The 12,000-nt window shown below is 68.9% G+C and carries 12 protein-coding genes; 9 read left to right on the forward strand and 3 right to left on the reverse strand.

The annotated features are described in order from the left end of the window. Positions 1-44 precede the first annotated feature (44 nt). The 5 genes from AZL_RS03515 (at position 45) to AZL_RS03535 (ending at position 6,364) form a co-directional block, all read left to right on the forward strand. On the forward strand, positions 45-1,700 hold the full coding sequence (locus tag AZL_RS03515; RefSeq protein ID WP_042442453.1) for an ATP-binding protein: 1,656 nt from the start codon (positions 45-47) through the stop codon (positions 1,698-1,700). Between the two features lie 287 nt (positions 1,701-1,987). Beyond that, positions 1,988-3,340 carry a sn-glycerol-3-phosphate ABC transporter substrate-binding protein UgpB gene (ugpB, locus tag AZL_RS03520; RefSeq protein ID WP_012973292.1) on the forward strand — a complete coding sequence of 451 codons (1,353 nt, stop codon included), beginning with the start codon at positions 1,988-1,990 and terminating at the stop codon, positions 3,338-3,340. Positions 3,341-3,533: 193 nt separating this feature from the next. Then, a complete protein-coding gene (ugpA, locus tag AZL_RS03525) occupies positions 3,534-4,418 on the forward strand; it encodes a sn-glycerol-3-phosphate ABC transporter permease UgpA (protein WP_012973293.1) in 885 nt (294 codons plus the stop codon). Continuing rightward, positions 4,415-5,263 (forward strand): sn-glycerol-3-phosphate ABC transporter permease UgpE, encoded by an 849-nt coding sequence (gene ugpE, locus AZL_RS03530; protein ID WP_012973294.1) that lies wholly within the window; start codon positions 4,415-4,417, stop codon positions 5,261-5,263. Before ugpA ends, ugpE begins: the two co-directional genes overlap by 4 nt. 24 nt (positions 5,264-5,287) lie before the next feature. Continuing rightward, a complete protein-coding gene (locus AZL_RS03535) occupies positions 5,288-6,364 on the forward strand; it encodes a sn-glycerol-3-phosphate import ATP-binding protein UgpC (protein WP_012973295.1) in 1,077 nt (358 codons plus the stop codon). 46 nt (positions 6,365-6,410) lie between these two features. On the opposite strand, the gene AZL_RS03540 is transcribed toward AZL_RS03535, so the two are convergent. Then, positions 6,411-6,599: a DUF1674 domain-containing protein gene (locus AZL_RS03540; protein WP_042442455.1), complete on the reverse strand. Its 189-nt coding sequence runs from the start codon at positions 6,597-6,599 to the stop codon at positions 6,411-6,413. A gap of 114 nt (positions 6,600-6,713) precedes the next feature. Here AZL_RS03540 and htpX point away from each other — a divergent pair, with 114 nt between their 5' ends. The 3 genes from htpX (at position 6,714) to AZL_RS03555 (ending at position 9,498) form a co-directional block, all read left to right on the forward strand. Next, the gene (gene htpX / locus AZL_RS03545) at positions 6,714-7,709 is read left to right on the forward strand and encodes a zinc metalloprotease HtpX (RefSeq protein ID WP_197540147.1); all 996 of its coding nucleotides are present in this window, start codon (positions 6,714-6,716) and stop codon (positions 7,707-7,709) included. A 111-nt stretch (positions 7,710-7,820) separates the two neighbouring features. Continuing rightward, positions 7,821-8,753, forward strand: coding sequence for an exopolyphosphatase (locus AZL_RS03550; RefSeq protein WP_012973298.1), 933 nt, complete (start codon positions 7,821-7,823; stop codon positions 8,751-8,753). A 25-nt stretch (positions 8,754-8,778) separates the two neighbouring features. Next, positions 8,779-9,498 carry a hypothetical protein gene (locus AZL_RS03555; RefSeq protein ID WP_148219178.1) on the forward strand — a complete coding sequence of 240 codons (720 nt, stop codon included), beginning with the start codon at positions 8,779-8,781 and terminating at the stop codon, positions 9,496-9,498. 8 nt (positions 9,499-9,506) lie between these two features. On the opposite strand, the gene AZL_RS03560 is transcribed toward AZL_RS03555, so the two are convergent. Together AZL_RS03560 and AZL_RS03565 are read right to left on the reverse strand one after the other, a co-directional pair. Beyond that, positions 9,507-10,490: a cobalamin biosynthesis protein gene (locus tag AZL_RS03560; RefSeq protein WP_012973300.1), complete on the reverse strand. Its 984-nt coding sequence runs from the start codon at positions 10,488-10,490 to the stop codon at positions 9,507-9,509. 60 nt (positions 10,491-10,550) lie between these two features. Next, the gene (locus AZL_RS03565; protein WP_042442457.1) at positions 10,551-11,123 is read right to left on the reverse strand and encodes an ankyrin repeat domain-containing protein; all 573 of its coding nucleotides are present in this window, start codon (positions 11,121-11,123) and stop codon (positions 10,551-10,553) included. A 230-nt stretch (positions 11,124-11,353) separates the two neighbouring features. Here AZL_RS03565 and AZL_RS03570 point away from each other — a divergent pair, with 230 nt between their 5' ends. Then, positions 11,354-11,986: a hypothetical protein gene (locus AZL_RS03570; protein WP_012973302.1), complete on the forward strand. Its 633-nt coding sequence runs from the start codon at positions 11,354-11,356 to the stop codon at positions 11,984-11,986. Positions 11,987-12,000: the final 14 nt, after the last annotated feature.

The following is a 12,000-nucleotide window of genomic DNA, read 5'->3' on the forward strand; positions in this document are numbered from 1 at the left end:
TGCTTGTGATTGGTCCTCCCCTCAGCCTTGCCGGACATATGCCGATGCCTCTCATTCCAGAACGGACGCCGACACGCGAGGATTGGCTGGACGCCCTGCTGTCGGCCGAGGGCCACCCCCAGGCCCTGCTTGGCGCGGACGGGCGGGTTCTGGTGGCCAATCGCGCCTTCGCCGACGGTCTCGGCCGTCCGGCCGCCGCGGTGGAGGGGCGTCCGCTGGCGGAGCTGCTGCCGGCCGACGGGGTGGACGGGATCGGCAGCCTGCTGCGGCAGGTGATGGCGACCGGGGCGCCGGCGCGTGCCGTGGGCCCGGTGCCGGGTCTGGCGGGGATATCGGCGCTGACATGGGCGTTGACCCCGGTGCCGGATGCCGGCGGGCGGATCCGCGCGGTGGCGCTGGCCGCCGACCCCGCCGCCGCCCTGACCGCCAAACTGGCCGCCGATCTGGCCGAAGCCCGGACCGAGGTGATGCGGGCCCGCGCCGACGCCGAGCGCGCCCGCACCGCCAAGGGCAAATTCCTGTCGGCGGCCAGCCACGACCTGCGCCAGCCCTTCCAGGCGATGCATCTGTTCCATCATCTGCTGAGCAGCCGGCTGACCGATCCCGCCGCCATCGAGCTGGCGAACCGGCTCGAGCAATCGATCATCGGCGGCGAGACCCTGCTGCGCGCCCTGCTGGAGGTCTCGGCGCTGGAGGCCGGGCTGGTCACCGCCAAGCCGCGGGTCTTTCCGGTCGATGACCTGCTCGCCAGGATGCTGGAGGAGTTCGGGCCGGAGGCGGAGGCCAAGGGGCTGCGCTTCAACGTCCACCCGCTGGATGCAGAGGTCGCCAGCGACCCGGCGCTGATGGAACGGCTGTTGCGGCCGATCCTGGCCAACGCCCTGCGCTACACCCAGTCGGGCGGCGTGCTGCTGGCGGCGCGGCGGCGCGGCGCCACTCTGCGTATCGAGGTGTGGGACACCGGCATCGGCATCGACCCCGCCCATCACGCGGTGATCTTCGAGGATTTCCACCAGCTCGGCAATCCCGGACGCGACCGCAAGCAGGGACTGGGCCTCGGCCTCGCCATCGTGCGGCGGCTGGCGCAGGTGCTGGGGCATCCGGTGACGGTGCGCTCCCGGCCGGGCAGGGGCTCGGTCTTCGCGGTGGAGGTGCCGCTGACCGGCGCGGATGGCGACCGGGCGGGCGGCGACTCGTCCGACAGCGAGCCCGAGCCGGGCGCCGGGCCTTCATCAGCCGGGCCTTCATCAGCCGGGTCCCCGTCAGGCGGTGCGGCGGCCGGCACGGTGCTGGTGATCGAGGATGATGCCATGCAGCTGGAGGGCATCGGGCTGCTGTTGCGGGGCTGGGGCTACGAGGTCATCCCGGCGCGCGGCATCGACGAGGCCTGCGCCGGGCTGGACGGCGCCGCCACGCCCCCCGACCTCGTGCTGTCCGACCTCCGCCTGTCGGGGCCGGAGAGCGGCATCGACGCCATCCAGGCGGTGCGGGCCCGTTGCGGGCGGCGGGTGCCGGGGGTGATCGTCACCGGCGATACCGACCCCGACCGGCTGCGCAGCGTCGACCGCAGCGGCTTTCCCCTGCTTCACAAGCCCTGCGATCCCGCCGTCCTGCGCCGCCTGCTCAGCCGCAGCGTGACCGGAGGTCCGGACGGCGCTCCCGCCGCCGGACAGAGGACCGACCCCGCCGGTTTCCGCTGACCAATCCGCTTTCGCGCGTTTTCGATCCGCAACATTTCCTTCGGGTTGTTTTTCCGCGCCATGGAACCGCGAATCGGCGCCTTGACAGACCTCGTCCCGCATGGTCAGTGTGACCGTTAGGGCAACAAAACAATTTTGTAACCGACCATTGTGCCGCCGGCCTGTTTTCGCAAGCGCGCACAACGCCGTATGCGTCTGCCATCAAAACTTCACGGAAGCATCGCGGGACGGCAACCCGTTGCCCTCATGACAACCGCGACCCATACCGGGACAGGGAGACCCACCGCATGTTGACCCGCCGCAAGCTTGCCCTCCTGACGGGCGCCGCCGCCACCACCGCGCTGCTGCTCGCCGCCCTGCCGGGTGCCGCCCTGGCGCAGGGCAGGACGGTGATCGATTTCTGGCACGGCCTGCCGCAGCCGCTGGGCGGCCAGCTGGAGCAGATCGTCAAGGATTTCAACGACAGCCAGCAGGCGGTCCAGGTCAACGCTTCCTACAAGGGCAGCTATCCGGAGACGATGCAGGCGGCCATCGCCGCCTTCCGCGCCGGCAACGCCCCGCACATCGTGCAGATGTTCGAGGTCGGCACCGCCACCATGATGGCCGCCGGCCCGGCGGTGAAGCCGGTCTACCAGCTGATGCAGGAGACGGGCGCCTCCTTCGACCCCGACGCCTACATCCCGGCGGTGAAGGGATATTACTCGTCCAAGGACGGGAAGATGATGGCGCTGCCCTTCAACAGCTCCACCGCCATCATGTTCTACAACAAGGACGCCTTCCAGAAGGCCGGCCTCGATCCGGCCAAGCCGCCGGCGACCTGGCCGGAGCTGATCGAGACGGCGAGGAAGCTGAAGGCGTCGGGGTCGAGCTGCCCCTTCACCACCTCCTGGCCGACCTGGGTGCAGTTGGAACAGTTGGGCGCCATCCACAACACCCCCTTCGCCACCCAGGCCAACGGCTATGGCGGGCTGAACGCCGAGCTGAAGATCGACGCCCCGGTCTATGTCAAGCATGTCCAGACCCTGATCGACATGCAGAAGGAGGGGCTGTTCAAGTATGGCGGCCGCGACAACAAGCCGGACGCGCTGTTCCCGTCGGGTGAATGCGCGATGATCCAGGGCTCCTCCTCGCTGCGCAGCCGCATTTTGAAGGAGGCGACCTTCGCCTGGGGCGCCGCCCCGCTGCCCTACTGGCCCGAATTCGCCAACAACGACCCGAAGAACGGCATCATCGGCGGCGCCACCTTCTGGGTGATGACCTCGCCCAAGCGCACCCCGGCCGAATACAAGGCGGTGTCGGAGTTCTTCACCTATCTCGCCAAGCCCGAGGTCGATGCCAAGTGGCACATGGACACCGGCTATGTCCCGGTGACGCTGAAGGGCATCGAGATCGCCAAGGCGCAGGGCTATTACGAGAAGAACCCCGGCGCCGACGTGCCGGCGGCCCAGCTGACCCGCACGCCGACCACCGAGAACAGCATGGGCCTGCGCCTGGGCAACCTGCCGGAAATCCGCAACATCATCCAGGAGGAGCTTGAGAAGGCCTTCCAGGGCCAACAGGACGCCAGGCAGGCCCTCGACGCCTCGATCAAGCACGGCAACACCGTGCTGCGCAACTTCGAGCGCGCCAACAAGGGCTGATCGGTTGGTTGTAACCTCCCTCTCCCGCCCCGGGAGAGGGAAGGGGCCCGCGAAGCGGGAAGGGTGAGGGGGGATCCAAGGAACCATGCGGTTCGGAAGTCTTGCCTTGCCCCTCACCCTCTCCACCGCTTCGCGGCGGGTCCCCCTCCCTCTTCCGGGACTGGAGAAGGCGTAAAAAGAGAAAGACCATCCCGTGCAGCGTCGCGTCACCTTCGACAACCGGCTGTTGCCCTATCTGCTGCTGGCGCCGCAGGTGTCGGTCACGCTGGTGTTCTTCATCTGGCCGGCGGCCAACGCCATCTGGCAGTCGGTGCATCTCCAGGACGCCTTCGGCATCCGCAGCGAGTTCGTCTGGTTCGAGAATTTCACCAATGTGCTGGGTGACCCGAACTACATCGACACGCTGAAGGTGACCGTCGTCTTCAGCGTCGCGGTCACCGTGCTGGCGATGGGGGTGGCGCTGCTGCTGGCGGTGCTGGCCGATTCGAAGATCAAGGGGGCGCAGGTCTACAAGACGCTGCTGATCTGGCCCTATGCGCTGGCCCCCGCCGTCGCGGCGGTGCTGTGGATCTTCATCTTCAATCCCGACATCGGCTCCCTGGGCAAGGGCTTGCGGGCGCTCGGCTATGACTGGGACTACCGGCTGAACGGCGGTCAGGCGCTGGTGATGGTCATACTCGCCGCCAGCTGGAAGCAGGTGTCCTACAATTTCATCTTCTTCCTGGCCGGTCTCCAGGCGATCCCGCGCTCGGTGATGGAGGCGGCCAGCATCGACGGCGCCGGGCCGGCGCGGCGGTTCTGGACCATCACCTTTCCGCTGCTGTCGCCGACCACCTTCTTTCTGCTGGTGGTCGACATGGTCTACGCCTTCTTCGAGACCTTCGGCACCATCCACGCCCTGACCCAGGGCGGGCCGGGCAAGGCGACGGAGACGCTGATCTTCCGCGTCTATCAGGACGGCGTGGTCAACAACGACCTTGGCGGCTCCTCGGCGCAGTCGGTGATCCTGATGGTGATCGTCATCGCGCTGACCGCGGTGCAGTTCCGCTTCGTCGAGCGCAAGGTCCATTACTCATGAAGACGACCCGTCTCATCGATCTGGTGCCGCATATCGTCCTGATCGCCGGCGTCCTCATCTTCGCCTATCCGATCTATGTGACGCTGATCGGCTCGACCTGGGATTCCGGCACCATCGGGCGCGGCGAGCTGCCGCTGTGGCCGGGCGGGCGGGGGATGGCCAACTACGCCCAGGCCTGGGCCGGCGAGGCCGGCGAGCGGGCGCTCTACACGCCCGTGCGCATCATGATGCTGAACAGCCTGGTGATGGCGCTGTCCATCGCGGTCGGCAAGATCGCCATCTCCATCCTGTCGGCCTATGCGGTGGCCTTCTTCCGCTTCCCGCTGCGCATGGCCTTCTTCTGGCTGATCTTCATCACCCTGATGCTGCCGGTGGAGGTGCGGATCATCCCGACCTACAAGGTCGTCGCCGATCTCGGCCTGATCAACAGCTATGCCGGTCTGGCCATCCCGTTGATCGCGTCCGCCACCGCGACGCTGCTGTTCCGCCAGTTCTTCCTGACCATCCCGGACGAGCTGCTGGAGGCGGCGAAGATCGACGGCGCCGGGCCGGTGCGCTTCTTCATCGACGTGGTGCTGCCGCTGTCGCGCACCAACATCGCCGCCCTGTTCGTCATCCTCTTCATCTATGGCTGGAACCAATATCTCTGGCCGCTGCTGGTCACCAGCAGCACCGACATGGAAACCATCGTCACCGGCATCACCAAGATGATCGGCACCGGCGAATCGGCCAATGACTGGCACCTGATCATGGCGACCACGGTGCTGGCGATGCTGCCGCCGGTGGCGGTGGTGGTGCTGATGCAGCGCTGGTTCGTCAAGGGTCTGGTCGACAGCGAAAAGTAAGACGCGGGCGAAGGGAAAAGAACAATGGCAACCGTTGAAATCCGCGACGTCCGCAAATCCTACGGCCCGGTCGAGGCGATCAAGGGCGTCGACATCGCCATCGGCGACGGCGAGTTCCTTGTCCTGCTCGGTCCGTCCGGCTGCGGCAAGTCGACCCTGCTTCGCATGGTCGCCGGGCTGGAGGGCATCACCGGCGGCGAGATCGCCATCGGCGAGCGCGTGGTCAACGATCTGGACCCCAAGGACCGCGACATCGCGATGGTGTTCCAGAACTACGCGCTCTATCCGCACATGACGGTCTTCGACAACATGGCCTATGGCCTGAAGATCCGCGGGCTTCCGAAGGCGGAGATCCGGGCGCGCGTCGACAAGGCGGCGGCGATCCTCGAACTCGGCCGTTTCCTCGACCGCCGGCCGAGCCAGCTGTCGGGCGGCCAGCGCCAGCGCGTCGCCATGGGCCGCGCCATCGTCCGCGAACCCGCCGCCTTCCTGTTCGACGAGCCGCTGTCGAACCTCGACGCCAAGCTGCGCACCCAGATGCGGGTTGAGATCAAGCGGTTGCAGGACCGGCTCGGCATCACCAGCCTCTACGTCACCCATGATCAGGTCGAGGCGATGACGCTGGCGGACCGCATCCTGGTGATGAACCATGGCGTCGCCGAGCAGATCGGCACGCCGCTGGAGGTCTACCAGCGTCCGGCAAGCCTGTTCGTCGCCGGCTTCATCGGCTCGCCGCCGATGTCCGTGCTGGACGGCCGCATCGACGACCATGGCGGGGCGGTGCTGCTGCCCGGCGGGCAAAGCCTGTCGCTGCCGCGCCCGCGCCCAATCGACGCCGGCCGCCCGATCAAGCTCGGCATCCGGCCGGAGCATCTGGCCGTCGCCGAGGCCGGCTTCTCCCCCGGCTTTTCCATCGAAGTCGAGCTGGTGGAGGCGCTGGGGGCCGACACCGTGGTCTATGGCCGTCTGGCCGGCGGCGAATCGCTGCTGGTCCGCATGGCCGGCATTCCCACCGTGCGCGAGCGCGACCGGCTGACGGTCGTCCCGCAGGCCGACGCCCTGCATCTGTTCGACGCGGCGACCGGGCGCCGGGTGGAGTGAGAAGCTCTCCCTCTCCCGAGGCGGAAGAGGGCGTCGAGGCGCCCCCTCAGAAATCCGAACAGCGGCCCTTGAACTCCCAGTCGCCGTAGCGGGTCGGTTCCGGCCCCTTCGGGCCGCCGATCTCGCCGGGCTTCTGTTCAGGGCCTTTGGGTTCCGCTGCCTCTGTGATGGTGGTGTCGGCCACCGCCTCGGCGGCGTCCTGCTGCGGCTTGGTCGGTTCGGTCATCATATCCATCGCGATACTGTGGACATCCGGGCGGGCATCTTGAACGCCGGCTCGGTTCGGACCCATATCTGGGGACGGAGTGGATCACTCCATCCCGGCCCATCCTGAACCGATATGGCGACCATGACCAGCTATCTGAAGACCACCATCCTCCTTGCCGGGCTGACGGCGCTCTTCATGGCGGTCGGCTTCCTGCTGGGGGGCAAGACCGGCCTCGTCATCGCCTTCGTCGTCGCCTTGGGCATGAACCTGTTCAGCTACTGGAATTCGGGCGACATGGTGCTGTCGATGTATGGCGCCCGCGAGGTCGACGCCTATTCCGCCCCCGAATTCCATGGCATCGTCGCCCGGCTGGCGGAGCGCGCCGGCCTGCCGATGCCGCGCGTCTACATCATCGAGAACGACCAGCCCAACGCCTTCGCCACCGGCCGCGATCCGGAGCATGCGGCGGTCGCCGCCACCACCGGCCTGCTGCACCGCCTGACGCCGGAGGAGATCGCCGGCGTGATGGCGCATGAACTGGCCCATGTGAAGAACCGCGACACGCTGATCATGACCATCACCGCCACCATCGCCGGTGCCGTGTCGATGCTCGCCAATTTCGGCCTGTTCTTCGGCGGCTCCAGCAATGACGAGCGCGGCGGCAATCCGCTGGGCATGGTCGGCGCCATCCTGGCCGCCATCCTCGCCCCCATCGCCGCCACCCTGGTGCAGATGGCGATCAGCCGCACCCGCGAGTTCGAGGCCGACCGCATCGGCGCCGAGATCTGCGGCCGCCCCAACTGGCTCGCCGACGCGCTGGCCAACATCCACAACAGCGCCACCCACATCCCCAACCAGCAGGCCGAGGCGCATCCGGCGACCGCCCATCTGTTCATCGCCAACCCGCTGAGCGGCGCCAGCATGGCCAGCCTGTTCTCCACCCACCCCGACATGGGCGAGCGGGTGGCCCGGCTGCGCGCGATGGCGGCCCCGGCCGGCGGCTTCGGAGGTGGTTTCGCGGCTGCCCAGCCCCAGCCGCGGGATGGCCGCTCGCCCTGGGGTGCGCCGCCGCAGGGCGGCGGGGGAAACGCCGAGGGCGGCTTCATGCCGCGGAACCGGCGCGGCCCCTGGGGCTGATTGGGCGCTGACCTCCGCGACCGTCCTCTGGTAAAGGATTGCGCGCCGAAGGGGTGGGCGACTACCCTTTCGGCACGCGCTCACCCATGACGGTCGCCAGGGGAAACTTGCATGTCCGACGCCGTGAAATACCGCCTCGTCACCCGGTCCGATTTCGATGGTCTCGTCTGTGCCGTCCTGTTGAAGGATCTCGGCATCCTCGACGAGATCAAGTTCGTCCATCCCAAGGACATGCAGGACGGCAAGGTCGAGATCACCGGCCGCGACATCACCACCAACCTGCCCTATGTCGATGGCGCCCATCTGGTGTTCGACCATCACCTGTCGGAGACCATGCGCGTCGGCGAGAAGCCCAACTACGTCATCGACCCCAAGGCGCCGTCCGCCGCCCGCGTCGTCTATGAGTATTATGGCGGGAAGGAGCGCTTCCCCACCATCTCCGACGAGATGATGACGGCGGTCGATCAGGCCGACTCGGCGCAGTACCAGCGCGAGGACATCCTCAACCCGACCGGCTGGACCCTGCTGAACTTCATCATGGACGCGCGCACCGGGCTCGGCCGTTTCCGCGAGTTCCGGGTGTCGAACTACCAGCTGATGATGGATCTGATCGACCATTGCCGCAGCCTGGACATCGCGCGGATCCTGGAACTGCCCGACGTCAAGGAGCGGGTGGAACTCTACACCCAGCATGCCGAGCTGTTCGTCGACCAGCTGAAGCGCTGCGCCACCGTGCGCGGCAACGTCGTCGTGCTCGACCTCCGCAAGGAGGAGACGATCTATGCCGGCAACCGCTTCATGATCTACGCGCTGTTCCCCGACACCAACGTCTCCATCCATGTGCTGTGGGGGCTGAAGCGGCAGAACACCGTTCTGGCCTGCGGCAAGTCGATCCTGAACCGCAGCGCGAAGACCGACATCGGCCCGCTGATGCTGCAATATGGCGGCGGCGGCCATCAGGCGGCCGGCACCTGCCAGATCGGCAACGATCGGGCCGAAGAGGTGCTGGAGGCCATCGTCGCCCGCATGCGGGCCGACGGGTGAGGATGACCGGCGGGGTATCGAGAGATTGAGCGCTTTTCTTCCGTTCCCCGACGGCGCCCTGTTCGACATCGGCTGGCTGTCCGCCCTGGCGGACGAGGTGCCGCGCGCCGAGGCGCTCGACCGCGCCCGTCCGGTGGTGGCGGGCGCCATCCGCCGCACCGACGCGGCGGGGGCGGCGGCGCTGGCCGCCATCGACGCGCTGGTGACGGGCGCGGCGCTCGACGCCATCCCCGCCCTGCTGGCCGCCGAAACCGAGGGCCTGCCCGAGGCCGCGGCGGCGAGCGAGCGCTCGCTCCATGATCTGATGAGCCGCGTCGCCTACAAGCGGCGCGAGCTGATGCCGCTGTTCCCGCCGCTGATCGAACGGATCGCCGCCGTCCATGCCGCCGCGATCCAGGCTTGCGGCCGGGCGCGCTGGCGGCTGATGGCGGCGCGGGCGCGGCTGCGGCCGGGCCGCCCCTCCAGCCCGATCCAGGGCGCCGGCACCCGTTATGTGAAGAGCGACCGTTTCGACGCCCGCGCCGCCGAGAGCCTGCCAGCCATCGACCGCACCCGCGCCGACCGCATCCTCAAGCGGCTGGGCGAGGTACCGGTGCCGGACGAGCTGGAGCTTCGCCCGCTGGATGACGGCGACGATCTGTGGACGATCAGGGCTGGCGGCGCCAGCCGCTTCATCCTGCGGGTCGAGCGTGACCGGCGCGGGCCGTTCTACATGGTGGAGGATGTCGGGCCGCAGGCGGCGTGAGCGAGCGCTCAGTCTCCCGCCAGCCCCCACAGCAGCAGCGCCACCAGCCCGACCAGCAGCAGAGCGGCGACGGCGGAAAGAGCGAGCGCTCGTCCGATGTCGGCGGGGGTGGCACGGGCGCGGCCGTCGCCGATCCAGCTTTCGGTGATGACGACGCCGCCGTCGCGGTGCGGACCGCCCAGGGCCAGCCCCAGCGCCCCGGCCATCGCGGCGATCGGCCAGCCCATGTTCAGCGACGGATGCTTGCGGGCGTCGCGGCCCAGCGCCCGCAGCGCGGCGCCGGCCTTGGCGGTGGCGATGAAGGGGGCGGCCAGCGCCAGCAGCAGCCCGGCCAGCCGGGCGGGCAGGGCGTTCAGCGCGTCGTCCAGCGTCGCCGCCGTCGATCCGAAGCGGCCATGGCGGATGCCCGGACTGCCGAGCGCCGCGTCGGCGCCGTCCATCGCGGTCCAGACGAACAGGCCGGGCAAGCCGAGCAGGGCATAGCCGAAGACCGGCGCCACCAGCTTGCGGTCGAAGGCGCGGGCCGCCGCCTCCACCGCCGCGCGGGCGACGCCATGTTCGTCGAGCCCATAGACATGGCGGCGGGTCAGCGACTGGATCGCCTCCTGCCCGGCGACGACCCCGCCGCTTTCCAGCGCGCGGCGCACCGCCCGCACCCGGCTCCAGGCCGCCCGGCCGCGCAGGCCGCAGAGCAGGCCCAGCAGCTCCACCATCCAGCCGCGGCCGATGGAGCCGATCCATTCGACCAGCAGCCCGGCCGCCACCGCGATCAGCAGCAACGCCAGCACCACCAGCGCGCCACGGATCACCTGCGCCGACTTCCCGCGCTCGGCCCGGTTCAGGCGGGCGTCGGCGGCGTTGCAGAAGCGTTGCGCCAGCTTCGCCGGGTCGGGCAGGACGCGGTCCAGCCAGTCGCCGAACAGCGCATCGATTCCGAGCGCCAGCAGCAGGAGCAACAGCGGGCCGGGGCCGCCGAAGGCCGAACCGAACATGAGGTCTCCGCGTGATGGGGGCCGGTCGCCGGGGTGAAATGGTCTGGGGGGTGACGCGGTCTACTTCGCGCCGGCCTGGCGCAGCAGGGTGCCCACGCGGGCGTTGCGGCTTTCCTGCGCCCAGTTCAGCGCGGTCCGGCCGGTGAAGTCGGAGCGGTCGACCTTGGCCCCGGCCTTCAGCAGGCGGTCGACCACGTCGGCCCGGCCGTTGCGGGCGGCCACCATCAGTGGGGTCATGCCCTCGCGGTTCTCCAGATCGACCTTGGCGCCCTTCTTCAGCAGCAGGTCGACAAGCTCCGAATGGCCATTCTCCGCCGCGCTCAGCAGCGGGGTGTTGCCGGCCTTGTCGGCGCGGTTGACGTTGGCGCCATTGTCGAGCAGCAGGCTGACAAGCGCCGGGTTGGCGCGGTCGATGGCGCTCAACAGGACCGTCTTGCCATGGATATCGGCCTGGTTGGGGTTCTCGCCGCGCAGCAGGGCGCCCTTCGCCTTGGCGACATCCCCGTCATTGACCGCCTGCATCAGGCCGGTGTCCTGGAACAGGCTGATCTGGGCGAAGGCCGGAGCGGACACCGGCAAGGCGGATACCGACAGGCCGGCGGCGAACAGGGTGGCGAGCAGGAGCCGCTTCATGGCGGGGATCCTTCCTTGACAGCATGGGTGCCGGATACTAGCCAGAAGACCGCCGTCTTTGCCAGATCGGCCTTCATCGCCCAAGCCGGCCCGATCGACCCTTGGCGGTCTCCCGATCCATGCCCCGCGATCCGCCGGCCCCCGCATCGCGGTCCTGACCCGGAACCTTGCCCCCGCCGTCCGGTTGGATCCGGATCATCCGCGAATCCTGTCACGCGAAGGGGGTAGGCATGATCGAAAGCCATGACCACAAGCCGACCACGGTCGACTCCAGCGCCTGGACGGGAGACGCCGCCACCGGCGCCAATGCCACGCTGCGCGAGGCGGTGGCGGTCTTCGACAGCCGCGACGCCTTGCAGAACGCCGTCGACGACCTGACCCTGGCCGGCTTCCAGCGTCATGAGCTGAGCCTGCTGGCCAGCGACGAGACCATCCGTGAGCGGCTTGGCGATGATTCGCCCCGCGACGCCGACAGCCTCGCCCATGATCCCGACGCCCCCCGGCAGGCCTACCTCTCTCCGGAGGATGTCGGCAGCGGCAAGGGGGTCGCGGTGGGTTTCCCCGCCTATGTCGGGGCGATCATCGCCACCGGCGCGGTTCTGGCCACCGGCGGGACGGCGCTGGCCGCCGCCGCCGCGGCCGCGGCGGCCGGCTTGGGCAGCGGGGCGGCGGGGTCGTTCCTGTCGCAATGGATCACCGACAAGCGCAACGAGCCGATGCTGCAACGGCTGGATGCGGGCGGCATCCTGCTGTGGGTGGCCGTCGGCGACGCGGCGCGCGAAGCCATGGCGCTGGAGATCCTGAACCGCCACGCCGCCCGGCCGGCGGAGACCCATGATGTCCGGCAAAGCGGATCGATGTGAGCGGATCGCTGTGA

Origin of the sequence: Azospirillum sp. B510, from assembly GCF_000010725.1 — a bacterium.
Taxonomy (GTDB): Bacteria; Pseudomonadota; Alphaproteobacteria; order Azospirillales; family Azospirillaceae; genus Azospirillum; species Azospirillum lipoferum_B.